General features: G+C 48.7%; 9 protein-coding genes. All 9 read right to left on the reverse strand.

The window, feature by feature from the left end; genetic code table 11:
• Positions 1-290: 290 nt before the first annotated feature.
• The gene (locus C3V36_00940; protein ID AVM67951.1) at positions 291-482 is read right to left on the reverse strand and encodes a hypothetical protein; all 192 of its coding nucleotides are present in this window, start codon (positions 480-482) and stop codon (positions 291-293) included.
• The gene (locus C3V36_00945; GenBank protein AVM67952.1) at positions 475-2,226 is read right to left on the reverse strand and encodes an ABC transporter ATP-binding protein; all 1,752 of its coding nucleotides are present in this window, start codon (positions 2,224-2,226) and stop codon (positions 475-477) included. The genes C3V36_00940 and C3V36_00945 overlap by 8 nt, the downstream gene beginning before the upstream one ends.
• On the reverse strand, positions 2,223-5,477 hold the full coding sequence (locus C3V36_00950; protein AVM67953.1) for an ABC transporter ATP-binding protein: 3,255 nt from the start codon (positions 5,475-5,477) through the stop codon (positions 2,223-2,225). The genes C3V36_00945 and C3V36_00950 overlap by 4 nt, the downstream gene beginning before the upstream one ends.
• A 33-nt stretch (positions 5,478-5,510) precedes the next feature.
• Entirely contained in the window at positions 5,511-6,248 is a 738-nt protein-coding gene (locus C3V36_00955; protein AVM67954.1) for an energy-coupling factor transporter transmembrane protein EcfT, read from the reverse strand.
• A complete protein-coding gene (locus tag C3V36_00960; GenBank protein AVM67955.1) occupies positions 6,249-6,881 on the reverse strand; it encodes a hypothetical protein in 633 nt (210 codons plus the stop codon). It lies immediately after the preceding gene.
• A gap of 89 nt (positions 6,882-6,970) precedes the next feature.
• Positions 6,971-7,564: a hypothetical protein gene (locus C3V36_00965; protein ID AVM67956.1), complete on the reverse strand. Its 594-nt coding sequence runs from the start codon at positions 7,562-7,564 to the stop codon at positions 6,971-6,973.
• 516 nt (positions 7,565-8,080) lie between these two features.
• Positions 8,081-8,953: a hypothetical protein gene (locus C3V36_00970; protein AVM67957.1), complete on the reverse strand. Its 873-nt coding sequence runs from the start codon at positions 8,951-8,953 to the stop codon at positions 8,081-8,083.
• 126 nt (positions 8,954-9,079) lie between these two features.
• Positions 9,080-13,474, reverse strand: coding sequence for a hypothetical protein (locus tag C3V36_00975; protein AVM67958.1), 4,395 nt, complete (start codon positions 13,472-13,474; stop codon positions 9,080-9,082).
• 15 nt (positions 13,475-13,489) lie between these two features.
• Positions 13,490-18,520 (reverse strand): hypothetical protein, encoded by a 5,031-nt coding sequence (locus C3V36_00980; GenBank protein AVM67959.1) that lies wholly within the window; start codon positions 18,518-18,520, stop codon positions 13,490-13,492.
• Between the last annotated feature and the right edge of the window lie 62 nt (positions 18,521-18,582).

Genomic DNA, 18,582 nt, shown 5'->3' on the forward strand with positions numbered 1-18,582 from the left:
CATGAAACCGCATATCCCTTATATCCATTTTTTATCTCCCCTTAAAAACCATAGGCATACGGTTTGTTTCCGTAAATAATAATATCATATTTTTTAATTTTTTCAACATTATTTATTAATCCATATCCAGGCGGTCTGCATCTTTATTCCGCGTTTCTCTTAGCAACCCCTTATTTTAAAACCGCTCGCATGCTTGATCATTCCTTTCAGCCCTCAAAAAAAGCCAGAATAAATATAGCTTTATCCTGACTTTTTCGTTATCTTTTTTAATAGACAAGCCTAAGCGCTGCTTACTTCTCGCCATCCTCCAGCACCTTATAAAAAACCACTCCCACCGCCAGCAGCAAAACGCCCAGTCCGGTCAAGACCGGCGCCAGCCATGCGGCAAACATCTCGCCTTTGATAAAGGTTCCGCCCAAAATGCCAAAAACACTGAATATCATTAAAATCAGCCCCATCATCCGCCGCCCATTTTTACTCATGATTTTCCTCCTGATTCCAGCCGCCGGCCTGCTCCTGCAAAGCCGTCAGACGCCGGTATTTTTCACTGCTGCCCATCAACTCCTGATGACTGCCGCCGGCGCAAATCCGGCCGTCCTCTAAGAGCAAAATCTGATCCGCACTGCGAATCGTATTCAGGCGATGGGCAATAATGATAACCGTCTTGTCCCGGCACAACTCGGCCAGCGCCTGCCGGATATAATATTCGTTATCGGCATCAATACTGGCCGTCGCCTCATCCAGGATAATGACCGGTGCATTTTTTAAAATCCCTCTGGCAATGGATATCCGCTGCGCCTCGCCGCCGGATAAGCTTGACCCGCCCTCGCCGATTATGGTGTCAAAACCGTAGGGCAGGCGCATAATGAAGTCATAGCAGCGCGCCTTCTTGGCCGCTTCCACCACTTCCTCCCGGCTGGCTTCCGGCCGACTCATAGCAATATTTTGATAAACCGTATCCCGAAACAAATATACCCTTTGAAAGACCACGCTCAAATGCCCCAGCAGCGTTTCCATCGGCAGCGTTTTAATATTTCTGCCCCGGAGCAAAATCTCGCCGCTCTGAATATCCCAAAACCGAGCCAGTAAATTGGCAACCGTCGTCTTGCCGCCGCCGCTCTGACCAATCAAGGCCAGCGTTTGTCCGGGCTTAACCGCAAAAGAAATCTGATGCAAAACTTCTTTTTGACCGTAAGCAAAAGACACCTGACGAAACTCAATTTCTGCTTCCGCCCGCTCCGGCAGACTTTCCCGGCCGGTATCCGGCAGAACTTCCTCCGCCAGCAGCCGCTCAATTTTATCCAGCGCCGTCTGCATAATTGACATCCGGCTGACACCTTCATACAAATGCCGAATCGGCGCAAAAATATGAAATAAAAAGAGAAGCAAACCAATAAAATGCCCTACCGGCAAAGCATTTTTCTGCTGCAAATAAATGCCTGCTCCCAAAATCAAAGTCGTTCCCAGCCCATAGACAAGCCCCAGTGCCCGCTCCCACGGCATATGCCGCTCCTCAAAGGACAGGTTCATCGCCGTCATCGCCTGAAAGTTTTGCCGCAAACCGGCCGCACTCTCTCCGGTCAAGCCAAAGCTGCGGCTGACCGCAAATCCGGCCGTATACTCCAAAACGGCGTCCGTCATTTCTTCCAGCACCTGCTGCCGGTGCAAAGAATTAGCCAAATCACTTCGCCGCATCCCCTGCGCCAGCAAAACAGCCGCCGCTTCCGCCGCCAGCGCCGCCGCCCCCAGCAGCGGATGTAGCAGGAACAAAAAAGCCGTTAAAATGATTTGACTGAAAATATCGCTGACCACACCAGCCACTAAGCTCATACTGTTTTCTTCAATAAACACCATATCGACGGATAAAATCGAACTGATCCGCCCCATATTTCCCTCCGTGAAATACCCCATCGGCAGCCGGCGCAAATGCTCGCCCAACTCCAGCCGCTTATCGGCAAAGATTTCGTACCCGGCTGCCGACTGAAAGCGATCCGACAGGTTTTGAAACACCGCCTGTGCCGCCAAGAAGCCAATCATCGCTCCGGCTGCCGCTAAAATGTCCGGAAGCGCCGCCCGCTTCTCCAGCAGCAAATTGACCAGCCACATGGCCAGCATGACCGGAGCATTGGCGCAGGCCGATTTCAAAAAGAAAAACACATAGGCAATTCGGATTTTGGCCGCATACTTGCCCGAAAACTTAACAATCCGATGCACCAACGCAATCATGCCTCCGCCTCCTTCCCGGCTTTCAAATGAAATGCCTGCGCGCTCTCTGAAGCTGCCCACAGCTTTTGATACAGGGCGCAGTCCTTGACTAATTCCTCGTGCCGGCCGCAGCGATGAACTTTTCCTTCCTTTAATAGAATAATCTGATCCGCCCCGGCAACCTGCCGCAGTTTATGGGCAATTACAATCACCGTTTTACCGGTAATGATCTGCCGGATAGCCTGATTCATTTTCTGCTCATTTTCCGGATCAATAAAAGCCGTCGCCTCATCTAAGACAATCACCGGTGCATCCTTTAAAATCGCCCGCGCAAAAGCAATCCGCTGTCTTTGTCCGCCGGATAAAGAACTTCCGGCACTGCCGGCAAGCGTATCATAGCCCTGCTCTAAGGCTAAAATAAATTCCTCACACCCCGCTTTTCGGGCAGCGGTTTTCACTTCTTCATCACTGGCCGTCGGCCGGCCGATCCGAATATTTTCCAAAATACTGCGGTTAAATAAAAACAACTCCTGCGATACATAGGCAATTTGCTGATTCAGAGCCGCCAAACTCATTTCCCGAATATCCTGACCGCCCAAGCAAATCCGGCCGCCGCTGACATCATAATAATGTACCAGCAGCCGTGCCAGCGTACTTTTGCCGGAACCGCTTTCACCAACCAGCGCCGTCATCTGCCCGGAAAGTGCCTGAAAGCTAATCCCTTTAATGACTTCTTCCCCCTGATAGCCAAAGTGTACCTGCTCAAAACAAATATCATACCCTTGCCCGGTAAATGCCTGCTCGCCAGTCTTTAAAGCCCTTCTGTCCATTGCTTTTTCCAGCGCCTGAATCTTATAATTAGCCTGCGGCAGCAGCCCCATAAAACTGATGCAGTGCAGCAGAAGCGGGCCGATGGCAAAGTTTAAGCAAAGCGCGAGCACATAGCGGGAAAGTGAAATTTGCCCCAGAAACACCAGCAGTGCGCCAAACGGCAAAGTATACAGCAAGATATTAGAAAACAAACTGCTGTACAGTGCCATCCACGGCCAGCATATTTTATACCAGGCCAAAGCAAAATCCCGATAACCGCTGACCGCTCCGGCATATTTTCTGCCGACCTCGCCCTGCCGGTTAAAAATCCGAACCGCTTCCATCCCGTTCACATACTCGATAATCGTATTATTCAGACGTTTCGCCGCCGCAAAATAACTGCTCATCTGATCCATACCCAGTGCGTACATCTGGCCGGATGCAGCCAGTCCAAATAAAAGCATCAGCAGCGTCATCAAAGCTAATTGCCAGTCCACCGCCACCAGCAGTAAAAACCCTGCCGCCGGTACAGTCAAATTGGCGATTCCCTCCGGAATCAGATGCGCCAGCAGCAATTCGATAGATTCAATATCGTCAATAAAGAGTTTCTTAACCGCACCGGTACCGATATTCAGGATATCGCCCAGCGGCTGCTGCTCCATTTTGGCCTGCAAATGGCGGCGAATATTTTCCAGTGTATGATACGCGGCAAGATGGGAATACTGAAAGCCAAAGGTATAAAAAAAAGTATAGCCCAACTGACCAAGCAGCACCACCGCGATAACCACCGCCGCATCCCGCATACCAATGCTTTGTCCGGCAATCACCGCCGCCAGCAGCCGGTAAATCGCCAAAAAAGGAAGCACTCTGGCCGCTGCGCCAACCGTCATCAGCGCCGCCGCCAAATAAGTATATTTTCGGTATTTACCGGCATACTGCAGGATTTTACCGATTTTTCCTGACGTTTCCCGTTTGGGGCTGACACTCTCGCCGCCTTGCTTTAAAAAATAATAGCGCACCCGTTCTGCGCCTTCTTCATTTAGCGGATAAAACGCCAGCACCCGACCGTTTTCCACATGCAAAACATGGGTGCAGCAGGTAAAAATCAACTCCGGATCATGCGTAATAATAACCGACGCCAGCAGCTTTTCCCGCATATCTTGCAGCAGCCGGCCAAACCGTTCCATCCCCTGCCGGTCAAGGCCGCTGGTCGGCTCGTCATAAAACAAAATCTCCTTGCCGGCACATAAAGCAGACGCAATCGCCACCCGCTGCTTCTGCCCGCCGGATAAAGCCGCCGGATGCCGGTCTTTCATTGCCGCCAGACCCAGCGCCTGCAAAATAGTTTCCGTTTCCGCCTCGGACACCGCCGCATTCAGCCGAACTTCCTCCCAGACGCTTTCGCCGAACAACTGGCGGTTGACATCCTGCATCACCAAGTAACTCCGGCGGTAACGTTCCTTATTCGTTAAATATTTTCCGGCAAAAGCCACACTTCCGCCGGATGGGATTACACCGCAGAGCGACTCGGCCAGCGTGCTTTTGCCGCAGCCGTTATCGCCAATCATGGCTACAATACTGCCCTCCGGCAAGGCCAAACTTTCCATATCCAGGATTTGCGTATCCGCCCGATGGCAGGATAAGTCCAACGCTTCAACCGCTGCTTTGGGGGCAGCGGAAAAAGACGGCTGAAACGCAGGATTCCTCTTTAGTTTCGTCAAATCCGTGCAGCGCAGCCCCAGCTGCTCTAACTCGCCATCCGGCAAAGCCTGTATTTCTTCCGAAGTAAACTCACGAACCATCCGGCCATCCGCCATATATAAAAACCGGTCAGCCAAATCCATTAAATAATGAAGCCGGTGCTCGGAAAGAATCACGGTTGCACCCTCCTGCTTTATTTTCTGCAAAATATCATGCAGCCGCCGGATTGCCTTTTGGTCAAGATTGGACGATGGTTCGTCCAACACATAAACCTGCGGCGCAACGGTGTAAACAGAAGCACAGGCAATCTGCTGCTTTTCCCCGCCGGACAGTTCAAAAATATTACGGCCGGTCAATCCCTCCAACTTCATTTCCGTCACCGTTTTCTCTAAACGCCGCCCAATTTCCGGCGCCGGCATACCTTGATTTTCACAGCCAAAAACCAACTCACCGGTCGTATCGACATTAAAAAACTGGCTTTTGGGATTTTGAAAAACATTGCCGATTAAGGCGGCAGTATGCGACAAAGGCTCGGTACTGACGGCCACGCCGCCGACTTCAACCGTGCCTTTCATTTCACCGGGATAAAACTGCGGCGCCAGGCCGTTAATCAGCCGGGTAACCGTCGTTTTGCCGCAGCCGCTCCGGCCGCACAGCACCACGAACTCACCGGAACCAATGGACAAATCAATCGCCTCGACCCCTTCTCCGCTGCCATGCTCGCCGCCATAATGAAAACTTACTTTATCCAATCGAATCATCATTCTCTCCGTATTTCTTCGCTTTTTTATCCATCAAGTCAGGCCTTTGCCACTGGCCAGCAAATAGGCACTTAAGCCGATGAAAAACGCCATTACCAAATAGTCGAGCGCCTTTAGCTTTACCTGTTCATACGAGGAACGCCGGATATCCAAATCCATACCCCTCGCCAGCGTTGCCGCCGCCAGTTCTTCCATTACGGCAATAGAACTCAGCAGCAGCGGGATCAAAATGTACTCAATCGTTTTCAGCGGCTGCCGGATAATGGCCGCCGGACTTAATGCAATTCCTCGAAAGGCCATGGCCTTACGAATCCCTGTCCATTCCTCCTGAACGGTCGGAATAAAACGAAAGAAAACCGCCACCGGAATAATAAGCTTAACCGGCAGGCGCATAGCCTGAAAAGCGGCTAAAAACTGACTGAGCCGAGTGGTTTCCACCAGCAGCAAAAATCCCAGCAAAAAGGGAAAGCTAAATAAAACCAACATCGTCAGAGTGGTTACTATGATTTCCAAAAAAGGCGCACCGGGACTGGACATCACACACCAGCGCAAATACATTACTGCTCCCCAGCCCAGATAACTTTTCAGCGCCAGCCAAGGCTTACCGCACAGTGCTAAAATAAGACAAAGCGCCGTGCCATAAACCAGCATCGGCAGCATGGCGTAGCTGTTTAAGCTAAAGACGCTGCCGGCAAAGAAAATCAAAAGTTTAGTCCTCGGGTCCAGTTGGATTAAGCCTCTGGCGCTCTGCCCATAAATCCCGGTATTCATTTAAATAATCCCCGCCTTGGCAAAATGCTTCTCTATCAGTTTATTGGCAATCGCGGCTCCGCCTATGCCGCCCAAAACCGCACAACCCACCGTCACCAGCCAAATCCAGTTCGGCGCAAGCGCCGCCAGTCCGTCGGCATATGTCTGACCGTAATACTGAGCGGCAATTGCTAAAAACTTATCCCGAGCCAAAAACAGCATAATATAAGGGCAGGCCATATTCAGGTTAAAGACAACAAAAGAAGCCAGATACATCTTTTTTGACCGGTAGCCGCCGGCTTTGATAATTAGTTCCGCTGCCAGCGCCGCCACAATTGCTGCAATCAGGCCAATCACATTGCCGGCCGCCGCAATCAGCGCAAATAAAACGCCTAAAATTAGAGCCGCTCCAAACTTCCGCACCTTTAAAACACAAAGTTCATACACCGTACCGCAGACTAAGCCCACCGTCAGCGGTGCAACCAGATACAGGATGGGAATCATGCCGGAACCCATAACGATAATCAGCATCAGCACAATATAAATTGCCCCGAAAGCCCCGGCATAAATTAAATCCTTGGTTTTCATTTTTTTGTCGCTTCCCGGTTTTCCCTGATTGTTTTGATTGTTAGTAAAGTTTTGTTGTTTATCCATCTTTCTTCTTTCCTTTCTGTGCTTGCTTAAAAATAACACTTGTTATAAAATGTTATCAAAAAAGCCCAACCTGCTTCTAACAAGTTGGACTATTTTTCCGCTTTGGTTATTTCTTTCATCATTTCCTTAACTCCGGCTTTAAAAAAAATAAATGCCTGCCGGGCTAACTCCCGTACCTTTTCCATTTCATACTCTCCGTAAATAAATCCCATATATTCCTGAAATCGCATTCTGACCATAAGCTTAACCAGCGCCGGGTCAACCGGTCGATCGGCATAGCGGTCAAAAAACTGCTGATGCGAGCGGTCAAACTCCTTAAGCAAGTCCTCCTTAAAGCTTTCATATTTCATACCCGCTGCCGCATCAAATAGCAACTTAAACTCCGCCCGGTGCATCATCACAAATTCAATAATCCGCAATTCATTGCTTTCGGTCGCGCAAAAATCCGTCATTTCGGAGCCGATGGCCGAATGATAAAGCGGATAATAGCTTTGCAGCATTGGCTCGACCAGCGCTGCAAATAAATCCTCTTTTTTCTCAAAATAAGAATAGAACGCCCCGGTCGTAACATTGGCTCGCCTACAAATCTGCCGGAGCGAGGCTTTTTCAAAGCCATGCGCTAGAAACTCCGCTCGGCCGCTGGCCAGCAAGGCTTCATAAACATCAAAACTTTTCGTCTGCATGATAGCTCCCAATCACCTGCCCGGTATCTTTATTCCAACTTATATCATTTTCTCATCAAAACTTCTGTCGCCTTGACCTGTTTCGAGAAATCACATATTGCTGCCGTTCAAAAAAGTATTTTCTTAGCCAGCTGCTTCTAAAATAAACGCCGTATTTCTGCTTCCGTCAAAGAAGCATGAACTCATGTGCACTGCTTTCCCGCAAAAAATGTTCGCTATAACGAACCAATAATAACACATGTTATGCAAAAGGTCAAGGGTAAAAACAATAAAAAAGCAAATAGAGCAGGCCTAAACTCAATTTCTGCCTGCTCCATTTACCAAATTGCCCGACCTATTCCTCCGGCCAGCTGATATCTTCTTCCCTGTAATAGCTCTCTTCCTCGCTCGCAGGCATTTCTTCTGCCGTTTCTGCCGGCGGGTAGATGCTGCCCTCCGGCACCGGATTAATCGGATAGCCGCCTGCTTCTACCGGCATCTGGTTTTGCGGATATCCCGGTGCTGCCGGAGCATTTCCTACTTTGCATCATGTTTTTGCTCTAAAACCCGGGAAAGAAAGAGCGCAACTTCCATTCTTGTGGCCGGGCGGTTCGGTGTATAAGCGGAGTAAATATCATCGCCGGGCTTAACCACCGCCTGCGCTTTCATGGTTAAGTACGCCGAATTGCTCCAGTGCTGGGGCAAAGTCTCGGTCAGTGTTTCCGGCCGGTGATACAAATAAAAGCTGCGGTTTAAAAGTGTCAAAACCTCGCCCAAAGTAACGCCGCCATTCGGATCAAAGACCCCTTCCGCCTTGCCGTTAATCAGCTTTTTTTCGGCCAGCGCCCAAATATAGCCCTTGGCCCAGCTATTTTCAATATCCTGAAACACCACGCTGCCGGCTGCCTGTTTCTGCGGAAGCTTTAAAGCCTCACATAAAATCTTGGTAAACTCCGCCCGGGTTACGCCCTTATCCGGCCCAAAACTGCCATCCGGATAGCCGCCCAAAATCCCCTGATAATAAAGATTTAAAATAGCTTCATCCTTTTCCTTTACGCCGGTCATATCGGTAAACACCGCCTTCTGCCCGGACTGCGGCGCCGCCGAGTAAATCAGCTCGACCTGACAGGGAAAGGCTTTCTTTTCGACCCTGATCTCCCGGCTGTCATAACCGGCCGCCTGACCGGTCTGATAATAAATCCGGAGTTTGCCGCTGCCGTCAGCCTGCCAACTGGTAATCATCAAGGTTTGATTGCTCGGTTCTTTCCATTGCAGCTGAATCCGGGCGCTGTCCTCCGATAGCCAGTCAACCCGGCAAATGACGTAATTCCCGGCAGCATCCGCCTTTGCCGCCAGTAAAGTCAAAGCTGCCAGTATTGTTATCACCATAACCGATATTTTTTTCAACATTTGTTCTCCCTTCCGCCACCGGCAGCAAAAAGCTGCCGGTTTAAGAAGCTTTCGTCGGAAAAAGAAGCATTATTGACATTTTCTCCCTTCCTCTCAAAGCACTCTTAAACCCGGCAGCATTTCTATTTACCAGCCTTTGGCCTTACTTAATAAAGTAAAATATTCTCCGTAACTGATTGCCCGGCGCGGTGCCGCTTGGGCAATATTAGATAAAAGCCCTGCGTTTTCCGCCTTCAGCAAGGTAATCGCCTGTTCCTGGCTAATGCCTTGCGCTTGGGCTACCGCCGCCGCCCGGTTTCTGTCATAGGCAAGCCGGGTATCCTGAATCATTTCATAGGCTTTGACAAACGCCGTGAACGCATCCATCCGGCTGACCGTACCATCTAAATTGGCAGACGCCGCCATCAAGCCGCTGTTGACTAAGGTGCGCTTCTTATCGCCGGCAATATCACCGTTAAAGTCAATCTCACTGCTTTGGCTGACTCCGGAATAAATACCGTTGTAAAAAGCCTGGCCGCTAATCGCCTGATTCGGGTTATAAATACCCAAGTTCTTCAAAGCCATATGCGCCATCACCTTGCTGCGATACGCTTCCGACCAGTGCGGAGCCGGTGTCAGTACCGGCTGGCCAACCAGCGCATTCACTGCCGAGTATAGCCCGTAACTGCCCACGTCCATAGTCTTAAAGCGATACATATTGGCCGCCTTGTCATATTCGCCGGCCACCGGCTTTTCTTCCTTGTTGACATTCGACAGATACGCCAGCGGCGTTTTATTATAAACCTCTGTCCGATCAACCGGGCTTAATCCGACTTCCACCGGCGCCGCCAAAAAGTCCAGTTTGGTCTTCAGCTTACTGGATTCGACTCTGACATCCAGCAGCTGCGTCTGACTGATCTGCCGTAAATTGGCGGTATCGGCCTTAACCGGCTGCTTATCCGTTTCCGTCAGCTCCAGCTGAATCATCGGTTCTGCACCAAAACTGTGTTTCTGACGGTTGACTTCCTTTTCCACCGCCGTCATCGGCATGGTTAATTCCACTCCGCCGCCCAAGACCTTTAAGTTGACTTTATACTGCAAAAAGGCTTCATAAACCGGGTACGGCATTTTCAGCCGCCGGATTTTAACTTCTTTGTTCTGATACTTGGATAAATCCGAAGTATAGGTATAGATTCCCTTCTGGATCAACTCGTTGATTAACCGCTGGTCAACCCGGTTATCCGCTTTGCCGTCTTTATCCTTTTGTTTGTAGCGGAAACGGAAGGTCAGGCTCTTATCCCGCTTATCATAAATCAACTCATAATCCCGCTCCGGCAAAATCTCCAAATTGGGATCCCGGTCACCGTCATATTCATTGGGGTCCCGGCCGATTGTGATTTTAACGACATTGGTGTATTCCAATGAATCAACCACCAGCTTCTTATCCCCGCTGGAAACCGTCAATCTGGTCTTGGCTCTGGCATAATAGGTCTTACCCGGCACCAAACCATTGATCTTAACCAAGGTTTTTTCCAAAATTTCAATCTTATTGGCCGCCTTATCGGATGTATTGACAATAATCGGGTCAATAAAACTTTCATTGTCAGCAATTTCCAAGATATAATGATATACCTTGCTCAGCTGCTTGTCAGTTGCATTTTCCTCGGTGTCCTCATTTAATTTCATCCACTGCACCGAAAAATAATCCTTGCTGACCGGCCGCTCATATTTATAGCGAAGCATATCCTGCTGCGAGGCAATACCGAATCCCGGCGGTGCCGGCGGCGGCAGAATCGGCGTAGTCCGGCCGACAACTGCATTTGACCAGTCTGAAGTCTTACCCGTCGTGGCATTGGTTGCCTGAATATAAAAGTTATAGCTGGTATCCGGGAACAGCCCGGTTACATCAACAAAGAAGAAATCTCCGTTTTTGACGTAATACGGATCCTTTGGATCTTCCGACACCTTAAACGGCACTTCCACTTCCTTTTTGGGATTCAGCGTTTCCGAATATTTCAGCTTATAGGTAAAGTCCTTATTATACCGCCATGCCACCCGAATAGAAGTATCACTGGCACTGACTACAAATAGCCGCGGTACGGTCGGATCCGGCTCGACCACATCCGGCTCGGGCTTGGTTGACACTAAAATCGGCGTCGGAAAATGCGCATAAATCTCCGTGCCGTCTGCCAGCACCCGATAAGGATAAAGGATAAACATATACGCCGTATTCGGCTTTAAGCCTTCCTCTTTATGCAGCCATTCTTCCTGATCTTCAAGATTTTTCCCCGGCGTAATCTCCTTCCACGGAATCGGTGCAATTTTTTTCTTATCCTTAGAAATCAATTCGTCAAAATATTCCTGAAAGCCGTAATTGGGCTGAACAGCCTTTTTTTCGTTAATTTCCTTTAATACCTGCTCATAGGGAACCTGAGCAAACTTATACTTAATGGTCGAATCGGCATAAGCATTCCGGCCCATGTCAATCATCCGGTGAATGAACTTATACGCCGTGTTGCCTTCCACGGCCTTTAAAAACTTCTTTAATTCTTTTTCGCTTTTATAAAGCTCATATTTGACCGCGCCTTCGACCTCCGCCTCATAAACGGTGCCGTTCTTGATCCAGGCAACCGGCATCCAGTCTTTGAGCGGAATATTGCCGTGGCCATCCGCTTTGACATTGACCACTTCATGCCATTTTTCCAGCCAGCCGATCGTCACCGCTTCTTTGGTTGTCCGTTCCGTCAGCTCGCGCAGCGGCGGTTTGGTCATGACCGGCGGTGCGTAAATACCCTCGGCGTCATAATAAAAACTGACAATCGTCGGGTCGGACTTTAGTTCATCCGAGCCGATTTTTTTCTTGGCTACCAATTTGATATAATAAATCTTATTGGGCTTAAACGGGCCAAATGCCTTGGCCGTATTATCAAAATACTTATTAAAGCCGCGCTTAAAGCCAATGATATCGCCATTGCTGTTTAAAATAAAATCATTGGTTGAGGACGGCTCAAACCGAATATTTTCCTCGGCTGCCGGCACTTCTGCCAAAGCATTGTAATCATCGGTAATCGTCACATCATAATAAGTATTTAAGTCAGCAATGATCTTGTTATAGGTTGTCGAATTGACATCAATATCTTTGCGCCGGAACGCACTCCAGACCAAATTAATCGAATTGCTGGCCTTATTCCGGTGAAAGACCACGTTTTGATTGAATATTTCTGCCAAATCTCCGGGATAGGTATAGGAATTCAGCAAATAGCCTTCGTCTGCCAAACGGGTTTTAATCTCATCCGGCGTCAGAGTCAGCTTCCATTCATCCAGCATTGCCTGCGTTGTCAGCTTGGGAATGACCGGCTTGGTCGGCGTAATCCGCAGCTCGCTCGGCGAATAGAGCAAAATATTAGACAAAGCCTTAATCGGCGGTTTCGTTCCGCCGGACACCGATTTATAGGTCAGCTTTAACTGATACTTGGTATCGCTTTTCGGCTTGTTGACCAAATAATAATTAACTGCTCCGGCTTCGCCGTAAAAAATAGCGATGTTCTTTTCGTTATCATCCTTGATTTCCACCAGCTCCGCCGTGGTCAAGGTATATTTATCCTTGTTCTTGCCGACCTCAAAATTAGCCGGAATCTTCCATTGCAGGCGCAGATAATCGCCCTCTTCGGCATAGGTCAGCTTAATATTGGTCGATACCGAGTGAATCAAAGGATAGTTGCGGTTGCGGTGCACCCGGTTGCCCTCGTAGTTCTCAACCGTCGGCTCAACCATAATCGAATAAATCTGGCCGGGATAAATTTTCTCCTTGAGCACATATTTCAGCTTATTCCGCCGGCTGGCGCTGTCATAAAAGCGAATCACATCGGGGCTGAGCGAGGTCAGGCCGGTTACTTCGCCTTCTTTGTTATTATAAAAGTTCTGGGTCGCGCCTTCGTTGGAATAATCACCCAACGAGTAGACAATCCGGTAAGTAAAGTCCTGCTTGCCCAAATCATCCCAAATAACGGAAACCGAGCTGTCGGTACTCTCCAACTTAACATTCAAATCGGTGATGGCATAGACAAAGGGATCCGGCCCGCTATAAGGAGCCGGTGTTGTTTTCCCGGTCATCGGATTTAAATGATTATGAAAAGGCCGAACCGAAACCTTATACAGAGAACCGGTCGCCAGGTTGATATTATCCGCCACCTGACTTTCATGGTCACCCAATACCGTATATGGTACCTGATAATACTGAGTCTGGTTCAAACTGATGTTTTGCAGCGTAATCTGATACGCCTCCGGATTATCCGCTCCCTGATCATAGCCGGTACCGGTGCTGGGCGCCCAGGCCTGCGGATCCGTCCATTTAAACTGAATGGTCGGTCGAATCAGGCGCTCGCCGGTGATCAAATCCTTACCCAGACGGTAATAGACGTTTTCAATTTCCGCGCTGACCGCCGGCAACTGTATATTGGCTCGTATCTCCACATTTGCCAGCAGAATGAACGCCAGACAAAGCGCCAGCGCTCTCCTGCCAATCGTTTTCCATTGCTTCATCACTATTTCCTCTCTTTACAGCTTTCTTAAAAAGTTGCGCAGCTCGTTCATGGCAAACGAGGCTTTCGGCGACAATTTTCCATTTCTTAAAGTCAGCAGCTTTAAATGATACGCCGCCAGCAAATCCTTGCGGAACTTGGCATCAATCTCATTCTGATCCTCAATTCCGTAAAAATCCGTAATCCTGACATTGGCCAGCGGTTTGCTGTTCCTTTTGGCATAAACCTGAGCCAGCACATAGTATGCTTTTTCCCGGCTGACCGGATAATACGGGTCATAAGCCGGCACCGTTATTCCCTGACTGCGCAGAAAAGCAGCCGTATCATTGCTGTCGCCTGCGCCCAACAGCCGAGCCGCCGTCCGAATCAGCTGTTCGCCGCTGATACCTCCGTCCTGCGACAATTCATATGTGGTAAAGACTTTCGTTAAACCATTTTTCCTGATGATACTGATTTCGGCATCGGTTGAAATATCCGCCAGGTTCTGCCGAACCGTATCCGGCACGGCAGCGAAAGAACCGGTCTTGCCGCTGCGGACAGAGCCGTCGCTGACCCGCTCCAACGGCTGCCAAGCCGAAGTCTCCCGGAAAAACACCTGATATTCTGTTTTCACAGTCGGTTTCAAGCTGACCTTCATTTCCCGGTTCAGTGCGGTAATATAGTCCTTGCTGCTGCTGACAGCCGACAAATACTGGAATTGACCGAAAACCGAAAAATCCTTCTGTACCTGAACCATCACCTTATTGACAATGTCATTCAGTTTGCTGTCCTGGATTCCGTATTTCAGTTCTTTTTCCAGTTCTTCAATCAAAGTGGCTTTATTCTTGCTGATGGCATTATCCACCGCCGCCTGTAACATATTGTCCAGATAGGTCTCGGTTTTGGTCTCTCGGACCACACTGAGCGAAATATTCACCATCGGCTCCAGCGGCAGTTCGCCCTCTATTGCTGCCCCATATTTTCCGGCAGTCAGTTCAACCAAAATCGCATAATCCTTAACCGAACCCTGATACTCTTTAACCCGGCGAATGACATCGCGGATCGCCGCCGTCGCATCCTCGGTCACAAAGCCGGCCGGCAGAATAAACTCCTGCTCCTTAATCCACAGCCGCAAATCGGTATCAAACTCCGGCGCTGCCTGAATCCATTCCGCCGGCAGATAATAGGCAACCGTCTCACCCTCGCCTCTGACCAAATCATAAACCGCTCTGGTTTGATTGCGCATTTCTCCCGAAGCATACTGTCCCCGATATTTAAAAATATTCTTTTTCTTATCAGTCGTCAAATCAAAGTACGGATTTTTCTTTAATTCCTCCGCCCGTTTAACATAGTAATCAATGTATTCCTTATACTTTTCTTCCTTATCATGCGTTATCTGGTCAAACTCGGTCCGCGTCCGCACCACATCGGAAAACGGTGATGTCGCATAGGTATAGCTTCCGTCCGGATTTTTCTCCTGATCCTTGGTATGATCTTCCAGCCGCACTTTGATATCATAGGCCTTGCCCGGCTCCAAACCATAAACTTTGTAATACAGTCTCTGGTAATTGGCCGGCGCGCCCGAAGTCGTTTTGAGATAGGTGCTGCCATATAAGATTTGACCATTGGCCTGAACCTTATTGGTTTCCACAAAATTGGCATCCTTTTCTCCGCGGACAAAGATCTGCACCAGATAATTCTCATGCAGAACCACGCCCTCCGGCAGCGGCACGTCAAACCGAATAATCCGCTCTTCCTTGGGATTATGGTCCATCTCATTGGAATAATCGACAATCAGATTGATTGGCCGCTTCATTTCCGGCGTGGTCAGCGTTGCCTCCCGCCAACGGGACCGGCTAAGCACGGCCTGGTTGTTATTGTATTTCACCGTTCTGACATAGTAATACAGCACCCGGTTCGGTGAATTTCGCTTATCAATCACCTTTATCATCCGGTCTTCCATGGAAAACTCCGCCTGCTGTGCTCTTTCCCACGCTTTACTGCTCGGATTGTAAACCTGCAGCTCCCATTCGCCGGTAAAATTAACAACCCGGTAAGCCTGCACATTGTTGTTATGAATGCCCTGCACCTGAATCAAAGCGTTCGTCTTGGGGTCAAGCGAACTGCCGTTAACCAGATCTTCCAGCGCAATCGTATTTTCTTTGAGCACCTCAGCTAGGCCCTGATCTTCAATATTTAAAAGCTCAAAGCCATAGTTTTTTTCCTCCGGCGAAATGGTTTTCGGAATTTCCCATTCCGCATAGGTCTGCACCTTTTCTTCATCAATAAAGTCTACCTTGAACTTATCCGGCGCCAGCGGCAATTTTTCATTTTCACCCGGCTCGGGATTAACCTTTGGTACGGTCATTTCCAAGATAACCGAGGGCACACTGGTTCTGGGCTTCTTATTGCCCTGACTGTCGGTTTCAAATGTCCCGTCGCCGTTTTTGACCTGCAATTCAACCACAAAGCGGACATAGTAAACTTCATTCGGATCCAGCCCCGTAATCTGCATCAGAAATTCACCGCCGGCAATTTTACCGGACAAAGAGTTCAGATTCAAATCCTTGGCTTCAAAGTAAAAGACTTCGCCCGCCCGGAACTTTTCTAATTCCTCCGGTGTCACCACGATTTTTCGTTCGCCCTGCGTTTCCGGTGATTGCAGCGGCAGCAGGTTTTGCTTATCCTCCGGCGTAATTTTCATCAGCTTCTGCCGGTTTTGAGAAATATAGCCGACATAAGTAATCGAATCGGCTGTCTTATTCAGCGGATCGAGCATTGCATCTTTAAAGTTCTTAAAATCCGTCTTATTCTTGTTCCAATCCCAGTAAATCGCCACCCCCTCTGGAATCGTCCGGTTGACATTATACACCGGTTCATAACGCAGGTTATTGGCGGTCGGGACATCATAAATCAACATACTCATGGAAAAGCTGTACGGCATCGACACTCTGGAACGGGTCACAACACCGTCTTTTTCCATATAGGCTCTGATCCGGAAATAATTAACACCCGGAAAAGCCAGATCTTTAATACGTTTGTTCGGATCGGCCTGAGCGGTCACGGTATAGGTCCGGTTATCCTCATCATACACCGAGGTATGCGCCAGCGGCCATTTGCCGTCTTTATTTAAAATAATTTTTTCCATCCGGAACAATTCATCAATCTTGTCATAGCCATTGGCATACTGCGGCCCGGCCTGACTGGGCGTGCCCTGCCAAGGATCACCCGCCAGGCTCGGATGAACGCTTAAATGATAAGTGCCGTCGGCTGCTTTTGTCACCTTGTAGACCTGAAACATCTCATATTTATTGTCGGCGGTTTCGCCCGGCAAGGTGTTGACTGATAATTCATAATAAACGGCATCGTTATTCGGGTTATTATCCCGATTCGGGTCATCGGCCATCCGTTGAAAGACTTTTTCCAGTTCAACCTTATCAATCGCCTGCCAGACCAAGTCCAGCTGAATCTGGCTGGGGATGCTTTGATCGGCCGCATCCTGATCCGGCGGTGTGACATACAGGTTATCGACTGACACGATATGCGGCATTGCCGGGGGCACGTCCTTATCATTTTCCGCCTGATAATTTAAAAGCTGCGACCGAATATTGGTTGAAGAAAAACGGAACAATACCTGATAATGGTCGGTCGAGGAGCTATCGTTAAACGGCACCGGAATATTAATCTTGGCCTGACCGCTGTCATTGTGCTGATAATGCCGCAGCCACAAATGATTGTTTTCATCCAGATTACCGACATAGGTCTTATTATACAAAATCGTATATTCCAAATCCACATTATCGCCGACATCATAAGGCGTGATTTCCAGGTACGCTTCCTTTTTGTCGGCCCGCTTCAAAGTAAACTCCATATAGGTATAAGCAAACTCATTCTGCGGAGAAAAGGCCGGAAAGTCAACGATGCTTTCTTGGCCGACCGTTTTCTGGAAGTTCAGCTTGGTCTTATAGATTTTGGATTTTTCCAGATTCTTCCACTGTACGATTGTATTTTGCTGATTCAAATCAGACTTATCTTTAACAATATCAATCCGGTAGGTATGCCGCGCCGGATCATAGGTATAGACCTCCGTTCCGGTATTGCCCGCCGGCAGAGAGGTAATCGTTTTTACGCCGTCCGGATCAAGCTTAAATTGAATATCCATATTATCGGGGCCGGCCAAGTCCTTGAGGTCAAAGACCGCTGACAGGGTTCTCAGAATCGGCTTAGCCGCATCATAGTCAAACGCCCAGCTAACCGGCTCCAAAGCCTTGGGCTGCTCAAATTCCATCCGGATACCCGGCCGCGAACCGGCTTTTTCCGAGTTCGGCATACCCGGTACAACGATTGGAGTCGGTTCATAGTTTTGTCCCGGATTGCCCGGATCTTTGGTTAAATGCGTCGGAATGGTAGTAAAATTGCGCAATGATTTTAAGGCATTGACCTGCTGCACCTCACCCAGCGGATTGGTCAGCTTAATCGGAAAAATTGTTCCGATCTGATATTTATCCAGATATAAATAAGCCTTACCGGAGTTAAAATCGCCGCGCAGCATTAAAATCCGGTTATTGATGTTAAAAGCAATTCCCGGAAACTTGGCGCTGGCTCTTTTATCAATGACATAGTTTAATTTGCCGCCGATCAGGTGAGTCGCTTTGAAGGTTGCCAGCTCTGCTCCCCGGTAGCTTTTCCACACGGGAATATCGCCGCTGTAATCGGCGCTTAAAAAGGAAATATCCATCTGCGCTTCGGTCACATTGTTATGTACCGCCTGCGTTCCGCTCTCAATCATGAAATTGACTTCCAGATCATCCGGATTATTTATGATCTCCAATGTCCGCCGTTCTCCGGAATTCAAGAAATACTCAAGTTCATACTTGTTGGGTTCGGACAGATTAATCTCAAACAGCAAATCATCTGTTCCGGACTTGTTTTCAATAATATTCAGATTAATATCCATCGTTGCCGTCTGCAGCCACGAAATCCATTTCTCCGCCGCCGCGGCCGGCACCGCCGGAAATAACGGTATTATTATACTCAGGCTTAGAACGCAAGCAATTAATTTCTTCATAGTTTACTCCTCAACTTTTCCAGATTCTCCAGCACTACACTATCTTATATTATTATCGGCTA

The organism is Lachnospiraceae bacterium oral taxon 500 (genome assembly GCA_002999035.1).
In the GTDB taxonomy this organism is placed as follows: Bacteria; Bacillota; Clostridia; order Lachnospirales; family Vallitaleaceae; genus W11650.